Source organism: [Clostridium] innocuum, assembly GCA_012317185.1.
GTDB lineage: Bacteria > Bacillota_I > Bacilli_A > Erysipelotrichales > Erysipelotrichaceae > Clostridium_AQ > Clostridium_AQ innocuum.
Window position 1 is genome coordinate 1,644,146 of the sequence record CP048838.1, and the last position, 19,272, is coordinate 1,663,417.

Consider the following 19,272-nt stretch of genomic DNA (forward strand, 5'->3'; position numbering starts at 1 on the left):
GCATAAAACTGTCTCTTATACAAAACCCCTTTGATTCATATTACAGAACAACTCTGATTTCGTATATTCGTAGAAAGGATACATAAAACAGATACAAAACAGAGAACATATGCAAATGTTAAAAATCTTTGACAGACTTCCAAACAGTTTTGCTGGAGTAGAAGAAGCCCATATCGTATAAACATTCATGAAAGGAGTCAACATGGAATTAGGAACCGGTTGTTCATATGCTGCAAAGAAAGATTGTGCGCAGCTTGAATGCGGCAATGCTTTCTCGCGTACAGGCCTCGGCTTGGAAATCGCACGGAGTCTACTGGAGCGTATGCATGGCAGCATCTCTGCAGAGTATGCGCAAAATAGGCTGTGCATCTGTATACGGCTGCCAAATACTGCAGAGAAAACACATACCGTGTGAAAGTTTAGCAACAGGGGAAAGCACATGCCGCGGATTCCAAAAAACGGTGCTGTAAGACCTGATAAAGACAACGCGTATGGCAGTAAGGCTTACCGTCAAACAGATAGTGACTGTCATCATGCCTCACAGCTGCATGACGACAGCAGAAGCTGGAATGGTGGAAAGGTCTGTGCTTAACAGATTTTGAATGCAGCATATTTACAGCGGGGCTTCTCTCATCCGCCATGCGTCCAAGCGTTAAAGCCTGTAGCATACGAAATATAACAGGAAAAGGTGGTAATGCGGCGTATTTGCTGTACATTACCTCTTTTGTTTACTATAATTTAGATTAAGGTAGGAATAAACGAGAGCGGTGGATATCATTCCGGCAAATGGTGGAAAAGGACTCGGTGTCAAAAAGGTTCTGGACTATGTTCCGTTCACCAAAGAGGAAGCCATCGCCTTTGGAGATAGTATCAATGACATTGAAATGCTGCAGGCAGTTGGAACCGGCATCGCCATGGACAATGCCAGTCAGGATGTAAAGGCCGTGGCGGATGTAATCTGCGGCAGTGTCAGGGAGGAAGAAATTTACCGGTATTGTAAGGAAAATCACCTGATCTGACAGGCCATCTGCATGATGATTGATTGAATATCAAGGAAAAAAGGAAGTGAAGCTTATGGATGCTTATATACGTGTAGGAATCGGTGTTTTGATTCTTCAAAACGGAAGGCTGCTACTGGGACACCGCGTATGCAATGCAGCGGATACCGGTGGGATTTATGAACCAGATTCCTGGTGTCTTCCGGGTGGAAAGCAGGAATACGGGGAGACGATTTTAGAGGATGCCGTAAGGGAAACAAAAGAGGAAACCAATCTGGATATCAAAGACTTACAGGTGTATTGTGCCGTTGATGATCTGCAGCCGGGTAAGCATTATGTCACCATTCAGGTGATAGCCCGTGCCTGCAGCGGGACGCTTTGTGTTATGGAGCCGGAAAAGCAGGATGTCTGGAAATGGTTTCCAGTCGATCAGCTTCCAAAGAACATATACACGCCTTCAAAAAAATTCATTGATGCTTATTTGAGGACACAGAAACAAGACTATTTACAAGAGGTTCGCAGGAAGGAGACCCTATGAAACAATATGAATATGGTAATGTTGCTTACATAATGAAGGATGTGGTTTTGGCAGTCACGATGGAGCATCGTGATATCATAAATGACTATGCCGTAAAGGGTTACCGGTATGCTGGAATGATACCGACAGAAATCAGTGCAAACGGCTGTATCCGCAGAATCGATCTGATATTTGAAAAGGATGGGATCTTATGAGTGTATACTTTTCGATATGCGTCAGTTTATCCGTAGGTCTGATCCTAGGTGCCGTGGGCGGCGGTGTAAAAAAGAAGCTGATAAAAAAGGACTATACGCAGAAACAAATCGCAAGAAATATCAAATTCATCAGTAAAGCGGCAGGTCTGCTCAAGTATGTCACCTGCCTTGTTCTTTTGCTGGGGCTGCTCTGGTGCAGCTATTATCTCATACTTGGCATTATGGAGCCAAAGATGGCAGAGTATGCAAACAACATGTCGGAGTTGATTGTTGCTGTTCTGAGTGTTATTTCCATCATGTTTGCCTTTGTGGAATTTATCAGAAGAAAAGAGTAAGGGTGTTACTGACAGCCTGTAAAGAAAGGAAGAAGATGTGTGCAGCTATTGTGGGGGCAGGGATGCATATCGGAAGGTAAGGTTTATGATAAAGCAGATTAGAATGCTTTTGGTTGCTCTGTCGGTCATATTTTTTATGACGGCATGTAAGGATACTGCCGGATATACTGCAGTACAAAGCATGTGGAATAAGGATATGCTGTTTTCTTTGAAGCAGGCATCGCTTGAAAAGGCGATAGCTTCGTATTACGGGGGAGATGGTACGGCAGCGGCTATGGCATTTATGAAGCATAAGAGTGTGCAGCGATTCATGGCGATGTGGGTTCAAGAAGAAACAAAGGATATCGATCAGCCGATTTGGAATTATGACAGCTTTGCCAGAGTTTCTATACGCAATCATGAGCTGAAGGAGTTGTACACAGATAAGCAATTCTACTCCTGTACATTTACGGATGGACACGGTCGCTGGGGGTACTGTATTTTCCAGTATGATGAAAAGGAATCCGCAGTATCAAACTGGGAGGTGAAGGAAACCACACCGTATCAATATGATTTGCGGGTGAATATGAAAGAGATTGTTGATCGTATTATGAAAACCGACTTGGACATCCTCACCACTTCCGCATCAAGTGTTTATTTATATGATGAAGAAAAGAAACAGGCGGAGCAGGTTATCTTGTTTCATGATGAAAATGCTGCCTATATCTGTTATTACGGGGATGCTGTCCTTCGTATGAAAAGGTGTAAGGGACAGTAAAGGAATCTCATATATAGGAATGAAAGCAGCAGGCTTTGATTGAATTTATAAGTGGTCGCTGTGTGCGTTTAGATTCAACAAACTATCATGGAATGATTCATCAAAATATACTGTATAATTGAAAACGCAGCTGCAAAGACAGCTCTTTTTCATGTTTTATTCTTATCTCAAAAAACCACGGTATCCAATTTGGTTCTTTCTCGATTGTAGGGAAACTCAAAGCAGAGAGACTTCAACACGATTGTATTTATCAATAGAAGTTGAAGTCTTCCTTTTGCAAACACCTTAAAGTAAGAAAGACCCTCCGATATATGCGCAGCTTTCGATATTGTATGTCATTCTGTGTATAGCAAAGCTGCAGCACTGCTATGTTCCGGTTTGAAAAGGACGTTAAGCAAAAAAGCAAGCATCCGGTTATCATGAGATGCTTTAGAAGCAGGGAGTGCGAAAGATTGAAATATGAAGGGTAGGTCTTTTCCTGTTTTGTGTATAATTTCTTTGGTAACGAGTTTCTTTACGGATACTGCAATTTTGCAGAAGTTTGTTATAATGGTTAAAGAATGTTAACGAAAGGAGTCCGTTATGAACAGACATGAAATACAAATAAAGCCTTCCTTGTGCATCGGTTGTGATCAGTGTGCGAAAGACTGCCCCACCAGCAATATACAACTAAAAGATAAAAAGGCAGAGATACTGGAAGCAGAGTGTATCATGTGCGGACACTGTGCTGCAATCTGTCCGAAGAAAGCCGTCACGATCAGCGGCTACAGTGAAGCTGCCGTTGAGCAGGCATCCAGCGTACGCCTTGATCCTCAAAAGGTGCTGGAGGTGATTCGTTTCCGTCGAACCATTCGTCAGTTTCAGGAAACGGAAATCCCTGCCGAAGTGATTTCTCAGATTCTGGAAGCAGGCAGACTGACACATACAGCAGAAAACAAACAGGATGTGACATATATCGTTATCGATAAAGAAAAGGCTTCTTTGGAGCAGCAGGCAGTGAAATTCTTTCGAAGATTGAAGCCGGTTGCAAATCTGTTCAGCTCCATGGCCAGAAGAACCGTCATTGATGATCACTTTTTCTTTTTTCAGGCACCGGTTGCCATCGTTATAGCAGCAAAAGAGGAAATTAACGGGGCACTGGCTGCACAGAATATGGAATTTGTTGCGGAGGCAAACGGCTTGGGGGTACTGTACAGCGGATTCTTCACCATGGTGGTGAACCATTCGCGAAGCTTGCGGGCGGCATTGCACATACCAAAAGGAAAAAAAGCGGTCACAACGCTGTTTCTGGGGTATCCTAAGATACGATATCAGAGAAGTGCACAGCGGGATACAGCCGATATCCGCTATATGTAGGGAGGGACTTTCATGGATAAGGAATGTCAGAAGCGCATTGCGCATATCACCAGCGGCTTTCATACATGTAAAACGGCATTCACTGCCATTGGTGATGAAACAAGGCAGGTCATTTTGTTGATACTGATCCAAAGCGAGCGATCGGGAATCCGTGTCAATGAAATAGCTGAAAGGGCTCATTTGACCAGACCCTCTGTATCGCATCATCTGCAGATTCTAAAGGTAGCAGGTATTGTTGATATGCGGAAGGAGGGGACAAAAAACTATTATTATATCAGTGCGGACAACACCCAGTGGAAACAGGTCAAGCAGCTGATTGACCTCATCTATGACAGTGTGATTCATTTACAGAAGGAAGAGGAGGAGAGACATCTATGATTGTATATTTTTCAGGAACCGGAAACAGTGCCTATGTGGCAAAACGATTACAGAGGGAGTTGCAGGATGAAGGCTTTGATCTGTTTTCTTCCATACGACACAGGAAGAAGGACGCACTGTATGCAAAGCAGCCCTGGGTGATTGTTGCTCCAACCTATGCATGGCGGATTCCGCGTGTTGTTCATGAATGGCTGAAAGAAGTGGAGCTGACGGGAAGCAGGGAACTGTATTTTGTAATGACCTGCGGCGGATCGATTGGAAACGCCGGTGCTTATCTTGAACGGCTCTGCAAAGAAAAAGGATGGAGCTATCAGGGATGCATGCAAATCGTCATGCCGGAAAACTATATCGCACTCTATGATGCTCCCAAAAAGCAGGAGGCTTTAACCATCATCCATAACGCAGAAAAGCAGATTGCAGAGGCAGCTGAGTATATACGGACACATCGCAGAATACCAAAACCGGAAATAAGTGTGAGGGATTTTGTGAACAGTGCCTGGATCAATCCTTTATTTTATCCTTTGATCGTACATGCGGATAAATTTTACGCAACGGATGCATGTATTTCCTGCGGAAAATGTGAACAGGTCTGTCCGCTGGGCAATATTCAACTGAAGCAGGGGGTACCGGACTGGGGGAAAAGCTGCACCCACTGCATGGCATGTATCTGCAGCTGTCCGAAAGAAGCGATTGAATATGGAAACAGCAGTAAGGGGAAGGTTCGCTATCTCTGCTCACATGTGGTTTCAAAGGAAGAATGATGATATACAGGCAGAAACGTAAGGACAGCTTTTCTGCCTTTACGCTATGCAATCCAAAGAATCATCAGTATGATGAAGGATAGCTGACTGAACATCAAGACAGTGCTCGGTGATGCAGCCTTCCATCAGATAGAAGCAGGCTGTATGTAAACAGAGGTGATGCAGAAACGGTATAGCGGAATCATCTTTGCTTTAACAACTCACCTGCTTTTGGATGTTATGATTGTGCATCATGCTTTTTTTTATGCAACAGGTGTTCTTCACCATGCAGATAAACCCTACAGTCTGATAAGAGACAGCGAAGCTATGGAGGAAAATCTGCGCTTCGTATATTTTGAGTAGACAATTACAGAAGAAGCCTTGTTTTGATTATGAAAATATGCAGTGATGTAGTATTTTTTTATCTTTTATCGCCAAATTATGATAATCAGCGCAATTTCTATACAAAAATGAAAGAAATGAATGACTTTTTAGCGTATTTGAGATAGAATTTAAGTTGATAGCAGGCGATTGTGGTGGAATCGCCCTTACTGGAGGAATACATATGTACAATGATCATGATGATTTTGAAGTAAATGACTATGATGAGGACATTCGGCGCAGAGAGGCGTTGATTGAAGAAGCGAAGAATATTGAAATATCTTCCGACTGGAACACGGTGTTCCGTGAAATTTCAGATTTAAAGAGGAGATGGAAACGCATTTCTTATTGGGACAGTGCCTATGAAGAAACGCTGAATGAAGAATTTGACAGCTATATGGATGCCTTTTATGCGAAGCGTAGAGAGGGGTATCAGAGCAATCAGGCCATTAAGCAGGAGCTGATTGACCGTGCGGAAAAGGTTGCTGCTTCCGATGACTGGAATCAGGCAACAGAGGAAATGAATGAGCTGATGCAGCAATGGAAAGCATCGGGAACAGCAGGAAAAGAAACAGATGATGAATTATGGGATGCCTTCAATGCGGCTCGTCAGAAATTTTTTGACCGCAAGCATGAGCACTGGGAAAATCTGCAGACGAAGTTCTCGAATGCAAAAGAAATAAAGGAAGGGCTGATCAAAGAGGCAGCAGCACTGGCGGATTCTGTTGAATGGAACAAGACAGGAGAAAAATTCCGTGCGATGATGGATCAGTGGAAGGCGGCAGGAAGTGCGGGCCGTGAGCATGAGGATCGTCTGTGGAATGCCTTTAATGAAAGCCGTCAGAAATTCTATGATCGAAGAGGCGAATACTATGATCAGCTGCATGAACAGCAGGATGGGAAATACGAGGAAAAACGCAGGCTGGTAGAGCAGGCAAATGAAATTGCACAGCGCGGGGAATATACCCGGGAGCATACGGATGTTATGAAAAATCTAAGCAAGGAATGGAAAAGCATCGGTTCCTGCGGCAGAGAAAGAGAAGATGACATCTGGAAGGAATTCCGTACGGCAATGGATTCCTATTTTGAAGGGCTGCGCAACTGGAATGAACAGCGGCATGCACAGTGGCGTCAGAGAATGCAGGAGGCACGTGCACGCAAGCAGGAGCTGATCCTGGATCAGCAGCGTCAGATCAAGCGTATGCAGAATGATATTATCGGATTGATTGGAGAACGGGCAATCAATGATATGGAGGAACAGATAGCGGATAAGAAGGAATTTATCCGTGAGCTGGAAGAAGAACTGGCGGATATTGATAAAACGCTGGCAAAATAGAAGCAGATATCAAATGATAAAAAAAGAGTGATTTTGTCGATGTCACTCTTTTTTCATTTTTAAGCTATCCGTATTCACAGGAAGCTTACTGAATGTTCAACGAGTCAAATGCTTTGGAGATGCTGCCGGAAACAGCGCCTCCAGACTGGTACGCTTGAGTATCGTGATCTTTCCATAGGAAGCTGTCACAATGCCTTTTTTCTTCCACTCACTGAGTACCCGGTTTACCGTTACCCGGTTGAGATTCAGGATCAGTGCCAGATCCTCCTGGGTATAGGGGATGCTGGAAGAAGTGACACCGCGGTCATAATCAGGCGCAGCTGTTTCCGACAGCAGCAGGCTGGCAATACGCTGATAGCGGTCATACAGCGTGATACGGCGCAGCTGTGCGGTCAAATGATTACAGGTATTGGACAGCAGCTGCAGCATGATCTGCATAAGTCCGGGGGATTGCTCCATATACACATACAGCTGATTCAGATCGCAGGCCATCAGCTCAACCTGTGTAACTGCTGCCACGCAGACCGGTCTGGCACATTGTGAAAGAAAGGAGGATTCACCGAATATCCTGCCCTTTTCAATAATTTCATACGTTAATTCACGCCCCTGTGAGGTCACATAATAGGCACGTACACGACCTTTCCTGATAAAGTAAATACGTCCCGCATCATCTCCCTGCATATAGATATCCTCATTGGCCTCATAGTGCTGCCGATAGCCTGCCGCTTCAAAGCAGTGGTACAGCTCCTCTGGAATTTTAATCTGACGCATATCCATCTCCCCTTAAAATTTTTCTCTCTGAATTGTAACATAGGCTACAGAATATGGGAAGAGCTGCCTTTACAATAAGAACAAGAAAAATGAGGAGAGATTTTATGAAACACACCGCATCACTTACACAGGGAAATATTTTGCAGGTACTGCTGCGCTTTTCGATACCGTTTCTGCTTGCCAATCTGCTGCAGGCACTGTACGGGGCGGCTGACCTGATGATTATCGGAGCTTATTGTCCGGCGGAAAGCATTGCGGCGGTATCCACCGGCACACAGGTCACACAGATAATCACAAGCGTGATTTCCGGACTGACACTGGGAGCTACCATTCTTGTCGCAAAATATGCAGGCAGGCAGCAGCCTGATAAAATCGAAAAGACGATCGGTACCACGATTACCTTTTTTGCACTGTTCTCTATTATCCTGAGCCTGATACTGGCCTTCAGCACAGGGATGATTCTTCAGCTGCTGCAGGTACCGCAGGCATCTATGGCACAGGCCTATGAGTATGTCTTTATCTGCATAACCGGTATTTTCTTCATCTGTGAATATAATGCTTTCAGTGCACTCCTGCGCGGCTATGGGGATTCAATAAGCCCGTTGTTGTTTGTGGCTGCTGCCTGTGTCTGCAATATTGCAGGCGATCTGTTTACTGTGGGTGTTCTTCATATGGGAGTAGCAGGAACGGCGATATCCACGGTTGTCTCACAGGGAATCAGCATGCTGATCGCGATATGGTATATGCGACGTCAGGGTTCAGCCCTTCACTTTTCAAGACGCTGTCTGAAGCTGGATAAAGCAGTGCTGAAGGAATTGATTGCCATTGGTATTCCTGTTTCCTTTCAGGAATGCATGGTGCGCTTCTCCTTTCTGTATCTGACTGCCATCACAAATGGTTTTGGAGTGTATGCAGCTTCCGCCGTTGGGATTGCCAGTAAATTTGATATTTTTGCCATGCTTCCGGCAACCTCCGTCTCCAATGCCCTGACAGCGTTGACTGCACAGAATCTGGCAGCCGGTAAAAAAGAGCGTGCTGTCGGCTTCGTCCGCTATGGAATCTGCGTATCCATGCTTTGTTCCTCTCTGTTCTTTTTATGGGCACAGCTGTCCCCGCAATCCATGATTTCTCTGTTTTCCAGGGATGCAGCAGTCATCCGTGCAGGAATCCCCTTTTTAAGAGGCTGCAGTCTGGATTATCTTGCTGTTTCCATCCTGTTCTGTATGAACGGATATCTGAATGGAAGTGAAAAAACCGTATTTACCATGCTGAACTCCTGTGGTGGCGCATTGGTGATCCGCGTACCGCTGCTCTTTGCATTGATGCATTACAGGGTGGAGGTTCTTGCCGTTTACGGACTGGTATCTCCGCTGTCCTCCACTGCCATGCTTGCTGTCATCTGGTTCTATATGAAAAAGCATGCGGTCACTCATAATACCTTCATAAGCCAAAATAGTATAAACACCTCCCTGCAGAAGGAATAGGATATGGATACAAATTCACATATCTGATTCAGAATCCTATAGGATGCTTACCGTATTCGAGTATTTTGATATTGCGTATGGTTGGTTATGCCTGTGGCAATTGATTTACCGGCATGTAATAAGGGATGCAATCATGGCTTTTGCACAGGAGTGTACATGTCAGCTGTATCCGCTTTCTGCCGGTTAACCTGACCTGAATGCGGTCTTATCCGTACCTTTTGTTTGTCTTTTGGGATGGCTGTGCGAATACAGCATTATGATTTACAAGAGTAAGCTTTCATTTCTTCAAAGGTATAAATAGCATTATAGTTACAAAAGCGCTCTGTCCGGCTGGAACAATGGATTGTAATAGCAGGGAACATCGGAATCTTCATTGAGGTTTTATCTGGAAAATAGTACAATAAAGGAAAGTACTATAATCTTCCTGTCGTAAAGGAGCACGCCTATGGATAAAAAGCTGAACAATGAAGAAATCGAAAAGGGTGTTTTTGTTATCAATCAGCATTATGAAATCGTTTATATGGATGAAACCGCAAAACAGAACTTTCCCGGATGTGAACAGCATGCATTCTGCTATCAAATGCTGCAGGAGAGCAAAACGCCCTGTTTTGACTGCCCGCTGAAAAAGACAGGACACCAAAAGATAGAAAACAGGCTGCTATACAATCAAAAGCTGGAAATCTGGATGGAGTATGTCGCGATTCGGGTGGAATGGCCGAAGGAGGGGCTGTGTACCCTGATATCCATGCATGCGGCAGCTCCTGGGAAAGCCAGCAGTGTGATCCATGCACAAACTGATGGGCTGCTGTATGCTATTGTGGAGCTTCATATACAAAGGGATTCCTTTACCATGCTTTATGAGAATCTCAGGCAGCAGCCACGGCTTTCACAAAACGGCTCGCTGTGTAAGCTGCTACAGAAGCTGTGTACACGGTATGTATATAAGGAAGACCGTGCAGATTTTGAAGATTTCTGGAATCTGGACACCCTGAAAAAACGCATTGCCGTATATTCTCATGTCAGCTGCAGCTTCCGCATCCTGCTGCATGGTGCATATCGCTGGATGAAATTCCAAATCACTGCTTCCTCCAATGAAGAACTGACGGATACCTGTCTCTGTCTGATAGATACGATGTCAGAGGAGCTTCCAAATCCCGCAGCCGGACAGGATTACAAGCCTCATTACGATGAGCTTACCAGGCTGTATGGGAAAACGACCTTTGAACGACTTGCTCAGGAACGCCTTATGCAGGATGTTCATCAGGAGTATGGTCTTGTAGATATCGATATCGAGCATTTTAAGCTGTTCAATGACTGGTATGGTATACAGGAGGGGGATCATCTGCTGATGTATATCTCCTATCAGATACGTAAAAAGGTGCAGGAGTTAAATGGCATTGCAACACGCATAGGCGGCGATGAGTTCGTCATGCTGCTGCCGCAGGCTGCCTGTGATGTAAAAAAGCTGGAGCCCGAGATCATCGGCTGGATACAGAACTACGATGCTTCCATCAAATTTCTTCCCACGGTAGGTATTTATATGATTCAGGATAAAACGCTTCCGATTGCTCAGATGTGTGATCGGGCGGCAATTGCCGCAGCCAGCAGAAAAGGCAATTATGCGAGCCGCGTTGCTGTGTATCAGGATTCAATGAAAAAACTGATTGAAAACCGTCAGGAGGTACTGTTCGGTGTGAAAAACGGACTGGATAACCGGGAATTCGTTGTCTATTATCAGCCGCAGGTCAGTGCCAGAACGAATCGTATACTCGCAGCCGAGGCACTGGTGCGATGGCAGCATCCCCAGCGCGGTCTGCTGCCGCCGGGAGAATTTATTCCCATTCTGGAGACAAGCGGCTTTATTTATAAGCTGGATTCCTATGTATGGGAGGAGGTCTGCCGCTTCCTGCATGACAGATTGATGAAAAAGCTGCCAGTGGTACCGGTCAGTGTGAATGTTTCAAGGGTGGATATGCTTCAGTTCCGCCTGTGTGAAGTCTTTACTGCACTAATAAAAAAATACGAAATACCATCCCGGCTTTTGGAAATAGAGATAACGGAAAGTGCCTACGCTGAGAATTTCGATCAATTGATTGCCACTGTCAATGAACTGCGGGCATGCGGCTTCACCGTTTTGATGGATGATTTTGGCAGTGGTTATTCCTCCTTGAACATGCTGTCAAACATTGAACTGGATATTCTGAAAATCGATATGAAATTTCTGGATACATCCAATCATCAGAATACGAGAAATTCCAGTATCCTGGAGTCCATAACCTCGATGGGACGCTGGCTTGGCCTGCGGATGATTGCAGAGGGTGTGGAAACCCATGAACAGGTGGACCGCCTGTTAAACCTCGATTGTGAATATATGCAGGGTTATTATTTTTATAAGCCAATGAGCCGGGAGCACTTCTGTGAGCTTCTTGCGGATGCCGGGCGTATTGATGTTCGCGGCATGCAGGCGAAACGCCTGCCCAGTATAGATCTGGAGGATTTATTTCACAAGGATATTACAAGTGAAGCGATGCTTTCCAATATTCTGGGGGGAATCGCATTGTATGAAATCGAGGATGATACGCATTTACAGATTCTGATGGTAAATGACCGCTACTACCGTATTACAGGCTGCAATGCTGTGGATTTACAGGAGCGCAGCAGACTCATCACCCGTCAGATTCATCCGGAGGATATGCCGCTTGTATGGGATATTTTCCATAAGGCACAAGAAGCGGGATCCATGGGGGCAAGTGGAACCTTTCGGCGGTACCGTCTGAACGGAGAGCTTATGTGGATGCATCTGCAGGCCTTTTTCCTGCATAAACAGGGAAATCGCAAGCTGTTCTACGGCTCAGTCAGCGATGTGAGCACCACGATGAGTCTGCAGAAGGAGCTGCTGGCAATCCTACAGACGATGCCCGGAGATATATTTGAATATCAGGTGTACCCCGATGAGCGGCTCAGCTGTCGTGTAATCAGTGCAGGTCTATCCCTTTTGCACGGCTATACGACACAGGAGCTGCAGGATATTCTGGAAAACGGAATGCTGGAGTACATTGATGATCGTGACCATGATGAGGTGATGCGTATCTGGTCGAATCCAAAGCAGTGGAAAACGGATTGCAGCGTGGAATTCCGGCTGTTTACAAAAACCGGTGAAACCGTATGGGTGGAACAGCATATCCGCTATATCCGCGAAGAGGAGGGTGTGCGCATTTATAACAGCCTGTTAACGGATATCACAAAGATAAAGAGGCAGGAGGATGAATTGCTGGAATCGCAGCGCCTATTGCATCATTTGCTGGGAATTGCCGATCAGAGGGATTCACCGCGGCAGCTGACCAAAAGAAACAAGGAGCATGCCGCCAAGCTGTATGCAGAATCTTTTCCGGGAGGTATGATTGGAGGATTTTGCGAGAAAGGCTTTCCACTCTACTTTGCCAATGAGGAGATGATTCATTTTCTGGGCTATGACAGCTATCAGGATCTCTATCAGGGAATCAATGGAATGGTGGAGAATACGATTTATCAGGAAGACAGGGCACAGGTGGAGCTTGATCTCGGCACGACTTTCCGAGAAGGTATGGAATATACTACACGCTATCGTATGGTGCAGAAGGACGGCAGTCTTATATGGGTTCAGGACAGAGGACGTGTAATATGTGAGGAACAGGGACGCCTTGCCATCATCAGCACCTGTATGAATATTGATGAAATCGTGAAAGCCCGTCAGCTGCTTGAGAAGGTCCGCTAGAATCGGCAGTTCCTCAGATAAGCAAGCGGTAGCAGCTGTTACCCGCTTCAAGTTTGTAAGGGATTTCCGCTGCACCATACAAGTTTTTCCATCGGCTGCATCTTAGAGTGGCCGTCACGGCTGTTATATCAGAAAGAGACAGTTGCAGATTCTTACATAAGGTCTAATTTCCTGTACATCTGTACATGCGCAGGAAGCATGACAATCAAGCAGCTGAAAAAAAACGACAGGAACACCTTCTGCCGTTTTTTGACTTTGTATAGCTGATGTAAAAGCATCATGTCGGTGAAGCAGTTTGCATGCGTGTAACGAAATGCCATACAGCAGAATATGATGTTTAGTGAACTACTGCCAGTTATAGAGCAAGCGTTCATCGACCACTGAGGCGGGGGTATTCTGCCTGCTTTTTATAAACAACTTTATAGGCGGGAAAGCCGCTGCTCATCAAGTATGGTGATACAGCCTCTTGATTGCTGAAGCAGACCATCCCTTTGAAATTGCTTCAAGAGGCGGGATACAACCTCACGGGCAGTCCCCAGCTCATGTGCCAGCGTATCATGTGTGAGCTGAAGGGAAGTGGCTTCCTGAAGCTGCATCTGTGTTAAAAGCGCCTGGGCAAGTCGGTGCTCGTTGCTGGAAAACATGACATCGTGCATGGTGTTCATCACGGAGGAAAAGCGATCTGCAACCAGCTCCATCGTAAAATCCTTTACCCGGCAGTTTTGTAATGAAACGATCTGCAGAATCTGCTTGGGAATGAGCAGGATCACGGCATCCGTTTCAAACTCCATGCTGACCGTGAAGGTCAGAGAATGAATCATACAGGCTGCCGACAATACACAGACATCCTGTTCCAATAAACGATACAGCGTAATTTCATTCCCCTGCGGTGACATCATGAAAATACGTGCCTGTCCTTTTACCATCATTTCCAGACCGGTGCATTCCTGACTGCCGTGATTGAGAATGTCCCCCTTTTGAAAGCTGCGCTCTATGATATGGGTAGATAACAGCTGCTTTTGGTCATCTGTAAGCTCCTTCCAGAAGGGAAGTGTTTCAAGGTAATTATGCATATATCCATCCTTTCAGTAATAGTATAGCAGAAATAAGAAATTTGCGTTGTCCTTTTGCATGCTTCCTGTATAGTATACACAGAATGTACAGGAAAGGTAACAGCAGGAGAGTGCATGAGTTATACCTTTAAACCTTACAGGGGTTATCATGTACAGGATGTCGTCGTTGACGGTAAATCTATGGGACAGCTGGATAGCTATACATTTTCTTCTGTCAGTGAAAATCATACCATTCATGTTATTTTTGAAAAGGATGAGGTAAAAGCAGAACATACGAAGCTTGAACACGCTGATTCTGCTGGAGTACAGAAAAGCAGTCCTGAAAAATCACAAATAGCTATAAAGCATACAGCGGCGGATACCTTTGATTCTACTGGAAATGAAATCTGGCTGCTGGCTGGAGTTGTATCCATATTTGCAATGCTTTGTACCGGCATTTATCGGTTTAAAAGAAGATGAAGGAAAAACGGTCTGTGTGATGGACAGATCGTTTTTAAGTTTACAATGTTTGGTTCATGAGCTAGCGCTTTGTAGCACACTGAAAAAAACAGTAAATGCTGATGCAGGTATAGAAAGCGATGACGGACAGTAAAGAGTATACTTGCAAACTGAAAGTTATTTCAATATTTAATGGAATCAGCTACTAGTCCCATATGAAGCTTTCATCAGGTAGTGATAAACGGATATGATTCTTTCAGCCTTTGTCTGCGGCATATGCGCGGTATGAATCCGGGATATGCAGATCTGTTTTTTTCAGTGTGATATTGTTCCTAATATAAATATGGTATGCAGCATAGGATTCTGCTTTGGTTTGTGATAAAATAATACCATTCGAACAGGAGGCGGCATATGAAAATAGCACAGGTATTTGTTGAACATCCCATCATGCATCTGGACCATACCTTTACCTATGCCTGCGACGGCTTTTCTGTACAGCGGGGAGTTCGTGTACAGGTGCCATTCGGGAAAACCTCGATTATCGGCTTTGTTATGCAGGTGGAAACGATCACGGAGCAGCAGGCTGCCGGATACGGCTTCACCATACGTCCGATTGACAAGGTGATTGATGAGGAACCGCTGCTGAATGAGGAGCTGTTTGCTCTTGGTGAATGGATGGCGAAAACCTGTATCGTACCAATGATCAGCTGCTTTCAGTGCATGCTTCCGGCAAAGCTGAAACCAAAATCAACGCATGGACATGCAAAGAGGGAAGCCTGGATACGTTATGTGAAAGATGGGGATGGGCTGACGGTAAAGCAGCGTGCCGCATTACAGGCACTGCAGGAAGAAAAGGAAATGCTTCGCTCACAGTTTTATCAGATTTATAAAACACCGGGTAAAAAGCTGGTAAAGCTTGGGCTGGCACAGGTATATGAAAAAGAAGCGCAGGCACGACTTTTGTCAAAGGAAATCACACAGCAGGATCTGCCCCTTCACCCGGAGCAGCAACAGGCGCTGCATATCCTGCAGAAGGTAAGCGGGCATGAGGTTGTTTTACTGCATGGTGCGACCGGCAGTGGGAAAACAGAGGTGTTTCTGCAGCTGGCAAGGTCTGTCATGCAGCAGGGAAAGCAGGTTCTGATTCTGGTACCGGAAATCTCTTTGACTCCACAGATGGTAAAGCGGGTAACGGCACGCTTTGGAAGGCATGTGGCAATCTATCATTCCGGATTGAATGCACAGGAGAAATACGAGCAGTATCAGCTTGTCCGCCGGCATCAGGTGCAGATCGTGGTCGGTACACGCAGTGCGGTTTTTATGCCGTTTGATAATCTGGGTGTCATCATCATGGATGAAGAGCACGATACCAGCTATAAACAGGATTCCTCTCCACGCTATCATTGTCGCGATATCGCTTTGCAAAGAGGAAGACATCATCATGCGCTGGTCGTTTTGGCAAGTGCCACGCCTTCTCTGGAAACCTATGCCAGAGCAATTAAGGGTGTTTATCGGCTGATTGAAATGCCAAGCCGCATCAATGGCAGCTTTCCGGATGTAAAGCTGGTGGAAATGCGCAAGGCGGTCGGTCGGGGAGAGAGCTATCTGCTGAGCAATGAGCTGCTGGCTGCAATGTATGAGCGGCTGCAAAGAAAGGAACAGATCCTTCTGCTTCTGAATCGCAGAGGCTATACACCAATCCTTCGCTGTATCGGCTGCGGCCATGTCGTAATGTGTCCGCACTGTGAGGTGGCGATGTCCTATCACAAGGATGATAAACAGCTGAAATGCCATACCTGCGGATATACGATGCCGGTACCGAATTACTGTCCCGAATGCGGCAGTGATACCTGGCGGTATCTCGGGCTGGGTACGCAAAAGCTGGAGGAGCTTGTGCAGATCAAATTTCCGGATGCCAGGATTATTCGCATGGATGCGGATACGACAGGGAAAAAAAATGCCCACGAGGAGCTGCTGGCTGCCTTTGGTGAGCACAGGGCGGATATTCTTATGGGAACACAGATGATTGCGAAGGGGCTGGATTTTGAAAATGTGACACTGGTTGGTATCATCAACGGGGATGCCATGCTGAATCGCAGTGATTATCGCAGTGCAGAGCTGACCTACGATCTGCTGGAGCAGGCGGTGGGAAGAAGCGGGCGCGGTGCCAAGGCGGGGGAGGTCATTATTCAGGCATACGATACAACACATTATGCCATACAGTGTGCGGCGCACCATGATTATCGAGCCTTTTTTCAGAACGAAATGAAATACCGGCATATTGCAGGCTATCCACCGTATACCTATCTGGCCTCCATGATGTTTTCCCATACCTCACCGGAGGAGGTCGCAAAGGCTGCCGCCAGAGCAAAAAAGCTGCTGGAAGCGCATGCGGGATATCGAATTCTGGGACCGGCACAGCTGACAAAGCGCAAGGATGAGATGCGTATGCGCATCCTGCTGAAGGGAAAACAGCAGGAGCTGCTGGGGCAATGTGTCCGAGAGGTTTATGATGCACATCTCGCCGCAAAGGAAAAGGCCAGACTGGATATCGATGTATCTCCGGTCGCGCTGGATTGAGGAGGCTGTTATGCAGAAAAAAGAATGGATACCGGTGGGAGCGGCACTGCTTCTGTTAGCTTTCGGTGCAGTTTATGATTATCAGATCACGGATACCCTGTACCAGACGCTTCCAATGACAGGTATGATATTTGAACGCTTTTTACTACTACCTGTACAAATGATGACCGTGCTTGCCATGGCGATGCTGTTTCGTGTAAAGAAAAATGCTTTTTATCTTTTAATCGGCTATGCGGCATCCTACTATATGCTGCAGGATGCCTTACATTACTGGGTTTCCCTGCAGAACAGTGGTGTACAGCTGCTCCTGCTTGCAGGAAGCGGTGGACTAATCGCTGTTGTGCAGCTAGTGATACAGCGTATTCCCTATAACTGGATACAGAAGCATCTTTCATTTTTTGTGTTTTATACACTTGTACTGCTGAGTGCGGTGCTGATTACGACGATTCTCAAGCTGGCGTGGGGACGTATCCGCTATCGCGATATGCAGGATGCCGCACAGTTCTGTGTATGGTATAAGCCATGCGGATCGATTGGCAGCAATTCCTTTCCAAGCGGTCACACAACAGCCTTTACAACCCTTATGTGCTGGCTGCAATGGAAAAAGAATCCGTATGAGAAACCGTCCGTTTGGCGTTATCTGCTGATTGGAACGGCAATTCTTTTCATGCCGCTGACACGCATGATTATGGGTGCTCATTTTTTGAGTGATACAGCGATGGGCTTTCTGATCACCTATGGCTGCTATCTGTATTATCGACAATTTTTCAGGAAGAGGGGATATTTATGAACGCAAGAGGAATCGCTTATACGATGCTGAGGGATATCTGTTTACATAAGACCTACAGTAATCTGCTGCTGCGCAAGGGACTGAATCAGGCCAAGCCGCAGGATAAGGGGCTGATCACGCAGATTGTTTACGGTACTCTGCAAAACTACCGGCTGTGCCGCTATCAGTGGGAAGATTGTGTGAAAAAGCTGCCCAGTGATGAGGTTTGTGTTTTACTGGATATGAGTGTGTATCAGCTGTTTTACATGGACAAGCTGCCCGCCTATGCGATTATCAATGATGCTGTAGAAATCACGAAGAAGCAGATTCATGGAAACATCGCAAAGCTTGTCAATGCTGTACTGCACGCTGTACAGCGCAGAGGAAAGCGGGAAATTACAGGCAAAGAGGAGGAAGCTCTGGCAATCAGGACCTCTCATCCAACCTGGCTTGTACAGATGTGGAAGGCACAGTACGGCTGGGATAACGCACAAAAGATTTGTGAAGCGGATATGGAAACAAAGCCAAACGCTGCCCGCGTAAATACATGGAAAATAACAAGAGATGAGCTGATGAAGCAGGATTCCTCCTTTCAAAAGGGATATCTGAGTGAGGATGCTTTGCTGTATGATGCATCGCTGGCCGCAACACCATGGTATGCGCAGGGACTGCTTTCCATACAGGATGAAGCGAGTCAGCTGATTGCACGTATCGTGGATCCGCAAAAAGGAGAACAGATTCTTGATGTGTGCAGTGCACCGGGTACAAAGGCGAACCATATGGCTGAGCTGATGCAGAATGATGGCAGCATTGTATGCGGCGATATTCATGAGCATAGAGTAGAGCTGATCAGGGAGGGTGCTGCGCGTCTTGGTATCACGATTTTAAAGCCGCAGGTTATGGATGCGACAGAGCTCAAGGAAGTCGAAGGAATTCTGTTTGATCGTGTATTATGCGATGTGCCATGCAGCGGATATGGGGTATTAGCCAGAAAAAGTGATATCAAGGTTCATATGCAAAGCGGTGATATGGATACGCTGATTCCGATTCAAAAGGCGATCCTTGCAAAGAGTGCCGAGCATGTAAAGGAACATGGGATTCTTGTATATTCCACCTGTACGCTGAATAAAAAAGAAAACGAAAAGCAGGTGCAGGCGTTTTTAAAGGAGCATGAGAACTTCACCCTGATAGAGGAACGAACGATATTTCCGTATACTGCACATACGGATGGATTTTATATGGCGAAGCTGCAGAGGATTTCATGAAGTAAATTATGGTATCGCCTAATAAAATAATGAAAGCTTAACAGCATTAAATATAGTATTAATAGAGCAAGGCAGAAAATTCTGTCTTTTTTTTATATATACTATATGTTATATTTAGTTTAGGG

General features: G+C 45.7%; 19 protein-coding genes. 17 read left to right on the top strand and 2 right to left on the bottom strand.

Annotated elements, in window-relative coordinates:
* Positions 1 to 202 precede the first annotated feature (202 nt).
* The 11 genes from G4D54_07905 (at position 203) to G4D54_07955 (ending at position 7,013) form a co-directional block, all read left to right on the top strand.
* Positions 203 to 415 (top strand): ATP-binding protein, encoded by a 213-nt coding sequence (locus G4D54_07905; GenBank protein ID QJA02348.1) that lies wholly within the window; start codon positions 203 to 205, stop codon positions 413 to 415.
* Positions 416 to 439: 24 nt separating this feature from the next.
* Positions 440 to 592 carry a hypothetical protein gene (locus G4D54_07910; protein ID QJA02349.1) on the top strand — a complete coding sequence of 51 codons (153 nt, stop codon included), beginning with the start codon at positions 440 to 442 and terminating at the stop codon, positions 590 to 592.
* A 175-nt stretch (positions 593 to 767) separates the two neighbouring features.
* The gene (locus tag G4D54_07915) at positions 768 to 1,019 is read left to right on the top strand and encodes an HAD hydrolase family protein (GenBank protein ID QJA02350.1); all 252 of its coding nucleotides are present in this window, start codon (positions 768 to 770) and stop codon (positions 1,017 to 1,019) included.
* Positions 1,020 to 1,074: 55 nt separating this feature from the next.
* The gene (locus G4D54_07920) at positions 1,075 to 1,536 is read left to right on the top strand and encodes an NUDIX domain-containing protein (GenBank protein QJA02351.1); all 462 of its coding nucleotides are present in this window, start codon (positions 1,075 to 1,077) and stop codon (positions 1,534 to 1,536) included.
* Positions 1,533 to 1,730, top strand: a complete 198-nt coding sequence (locus G4D54_07925; GenBank protein QJA02352.1) for a DUF4177 domain-containing protein — start codon at positions 1,533 to 1,535, stop codon at positions 1,728 to 1,730. The genes G4D54_07920 and G4D54_07925 overlap by 4 nt, the downstream gene beginning before the upstream one ends.
* Positions 1,727 to 2,065 carry a transporter gene (locus G4D54_07930; protein QJA02353.1) on the top strand — a complete coding sequence of 113 codons (339 nt, stop codon included), beginning with the start codon at positions 1,727 to 1,729 and terminating at the stop codon, positions 2,063 to 2,065. The genes G4D54_07925 and G4D54_07930 overlap by 4 nt, the downstream gene beginning before the upstream one ends.
* A gap of 85 nt (positions 2,066 to 2,150) precedes the next feature.
* A complete protein-coding gene (locus G4D54_07935) occupies positions 2,151 to 2,822 on the top strand; it encodes a hypothetical protein (GenBank protein QJA02354.1) in 672 nt (223 codons plus the stop codon).
* A gap of 582 nt (positions 2,823 to 3,404) precedes the next feature.
* On the top strand, positions 3,405 to 4,178 hold the full coding sequence (locus G4D54_07940) for a 4Fe-4S dicluster domain-containing protein (protein ID QJA02355.1): 774 nt from the start codon (positions 3,405 to 3,407) through the stop codon (positions 4,176 to 4,178).
* A 12-nt stretch (positions 4,179 to 4,190) separates the two neighbouring features.
* Entirely contained in the window at positions 4,191 to 4,556 is a 366-nt protein-coding gene (locus tag G4D54_07945) for a winged helix-turn-helix transcriptional regulator (protein ID QJA02356.1), read from the top strand.
* Positions 4,553 to 5,317, top strand: a complete 765-nt coding sequence (locus tag G4D54_07950; protein QJA02357.1) for a 4Fe-4S binding protein — start codon at positions 4,553 to 4,555, stop codon at positions 5,315 to 5,317. Before G4D54_07945 ends, G4D54_07950 begins: the two co-directional genes overlap by 4 nt.
* A gap of 544 nt (positions 5,318 to 5,861) precedes the next feature.
* The gene (locus tag G4D54_07955; GenBank protein ID QJA02358.1) at positions 5,862 to 7,013 is read left to right on the top strand and encodes a DUF349 domain-containing protein; all 1,152 of its coding nucleotides are present in this window, start codon (positions 5,862 to 5,864) and stop codon (positions 7,011 to 7,013) included.
* Between the two features lie 96 nt (positions 7,014 to 7,109).
* Here G4D54_07955 and G4D54_07960 read toward each other — a convergent pair whose 3' ends face one another.
* Positions 7,110 to 7,784 (bottom strand): Crp/Fnr family transcriptional regulator, encoded by a 675-nt coding sequence (locus G4D54_07960; GenBank protein QJA02359.1) that lies wholly within the window; start codon positions 7,782 to 7,784, stop codon positions 7,110 to 7,112.
* A 104-nt stretch (positions 7,785 to 7,888) separates the two neighbouring features.
* On the opposite strand from G4D54_07960, the gene G4D54_07965 reads away from it, so the two are divergent.
* Complete coding sequence (locus G4D54_07965) at positions 7,889 to 9,268, top strand: MATE family efflux transporter (GenBank protein QJA02360.1); 1,380 nt, start codon at positions 7,889 to 7,891, stop codon at positions 9,266 to 9,268.
* A gap of 445 nt (positions 9,269 to 9,713) precedes the next feature.
* Entirely contained in the window at positions 9,714 to 13,022 is a 3,309-nt protein-coding gene (locus G4D54_07970) for an EAL domain-containing protein (GenBank protein QJA02361.1), read from the top strand.
* Positions 13,023 to 13,441: 419 nt separating this feature from the next.
* On the opposite strand, the gene G4D54_07975 is transcribed toward G4D54_07970, so the two are convergent.
* Positions 13,442 to 14,095 (bottom strand): Crp/Fnr family transcriptional regulator, encoded by a 654-nt coding sequence (locus G4D54_07975; protein QJA02362.1) that lies wholly within the window; start codon positions 14,093 to 14,095, stop codon positions 13,442 to 13,444.
* Positions 14,096 to 14,209: 114 nt separating this feature from the next.
* Here G4D54_07975 and G4D54_07980 point away from each other — a divergent pair, with 114 nt between their 5' ends.
* From G4D54_07980 to rsmB, 4 genes are all read left to right on the top strand, one after another.
* Positions 14,210 to 14,554 carry a hypothetical protein gene (locus G4D54_07980; GenBank protein QJA02363.1) on the top strand — a complete coding sequence of 115 codons (345 nt, stop codon included), beginning with the start codon at positions 14,210 to 14,212 and terminating at the stop codon, positions 14,552 to 14,554.
* Positions 14,555 to 14,944: 390 nt separating this feature from the next.
* Positions 14,945 to 17,113, top strand: a complete 2,169-nt coding sequence (gene priA, locus G4D54_07985) for a primosomal protein N' (protein QJA02364.1) — start codon at positions 14,945 to 14,947, stop codon at positions 17,111 to 17,113.
* Between the two features lie 10 nt (positions 17,114 to 17,123).
* Positions 17,124 to 17,903 carry a phosphatase PAP2 family protein gene (locus G4D54_07990; GenBank protein ID QJA02365.1) on the top strand — a complete coding sequence of 260 codons (780 nt, stop codon included), beginning with the start codon at positions 17,124 to 17,126 and terminating at the stop codon, positions 17,901 to 17,903.
* On the top strand, positions 17,900 to 19,147 hold the full coding sequence (gene rsmB / locus G4D54_07995; protein ID QJA02366.1) for a 16S rRNA (cytosine(967)-C(5))-methyltransferase RsmB: 1,248 nt from the start codon (positions 17,900 to 17,902) through the stop codon (positions 19,145 to 19,147). The genes G4D54_07990 and rsmB overlap by 4 nt, the downstream gene beginning before the upstream one ends.
* Positions 19,148 to 19,272: the final 125 nt, after the last annotated feature.